The sequence below is a fragment of the Streptomyces sp. BE303 genome, assembly GCF_036290945.1.
Classification (GTDB): domain Bacteria; phylum Actinomycetota; class Actinomycetes; order Streptomycetales; family Streptomycetaceae; genus Kitasatospora.
Map to the genome: position 1 here is coordinate 1 of NZ_JAQYWZ010000296.1, position 1,309 is coordinate 1,309.

2 protein-coding genes are annotated in these 1,309 nt (G+C 70.2%); both read left to right on the plus strand.

Annotated features, from left to right (window positions below; genetic code table 11):
* On the plus strand, positions 1-777 hold a 777-nt coding region (locus PUR56_RS02820; protein WP_329875296.1), incomplete at its 5' end, for a substrate-binding domain-containing protein.
* A gap of 181 nt (positions 778-958) precedes the next feature.
* Positions 959-1,309: ATP-binding cassette domain-containing protein (locus PUR56_RS02825; RefSeq protein WP_329947709.1), on the plus strand; the 351-nt coding region annotated here is incomplete at its 3' end.

The window sequence follows — 1,309 nt, forward strand, 5'->3', positions numbered from 1 at the left end:
ATCAGCGAGGTCCAGGCCGCGATCGCACAGAAGACCAACGGCGTCGTCATCGTCGTCCCCGACCCCGCCGTCGGACCCCAGGTCGTCCAGGCCGCCAAGGACGCCAAGGTCGCCCTGCTCACCTCCGACGACCAGATCTGCGCCAACGGCCCCGACCCGTCCGTGTGCGCGAAGGACAACCTCGTCCCGCGGATCGGCTTCTCCGGTGCCCAGATGGGCGGCGAGGTCGGCAAGCGCGCCGCGGAGGAGTTCAAGAAGGCGGCCTGGAAGCCTGCGGAGACCCGCACCATCTCCGCCTGGAAGCAGGACGTCACCGTCTGCGGCGACCGCGTGAAGGCCGCGAAGGAGGCTTTCGGCACGGTCGCGCCCGGCGTCCAGAACATCGACGTCGCCACCGACAACACCCCCACCGGCGCCCAGGACAAGATTGCCGCCACCGTCACCGCCAACCCCGGCGTCAAGAACTGGGTCGTCTGGGGCTGCAACGACGAGAACGTCCAGGGCGGCGTCACCGCCCTGGAGAACGCCGGCATCGGCGCCGACCGCGTCATCGGCGTGGGCCTCGGCGCCTACCTCGCCTGCAAGAACTGGGGCTCCGGCAAGCCCTCGGGCATGAAGGCCGCCCTCTTCATCAACGGCAAGGACGTCGGCGCCCTCGCCGTCCAGACCATGTACGACAAGCTCAAGAACGGCAAGGAGTTCCCGAAGGAGGCGTTCGCGCCGACCACCATGGTCGATGCCACCACCTGGAAGACCGCCGGCGTCACCTGCAGCTGACACCGCACCCCTGAACGGTCGGTACGGCCTGGCCACGCCGACCCGCCCGCGCCTCCGGCTCCGTCAGCTGCCCTGACCATGGGGCCGGAGGCGTACGGGCCCTGCTCCTGCCGTCCCTCGCGGCGGACTCGGCCCCTGATCGACTTCATCTACCCTCCGTCCGACCTCGCGAGGAACTCTCATGCGCGAAGCCCACACGCCGACTCCCGACCCGGGGCCATCGGGGACGGCCGGTGTTCACCAGGTCACCAAGCGGTTCGGCGCGGTACGGGCCCTCGGCGGAGTCACCCTCGACTTCCCCGCCGGTCAGGTCACCGCCCTCATGGGCGAGAACGGCGCCGGCAAGTCCACCCTCCTCAAGATCCTCACCGGCGACCACCAGCCCACCGAAGGCCACGTCGTCCTCGACGGCGAGCGGGTGGACCTGGCCTCACCCGCCCAGGCCCGAACCGCCGGGATCCGCATCATCCCCCAGGAACCCGAGATCATCCCCCACGTCTCCGTCGCCGAGAACGTCTACGCCGGCTCCCTC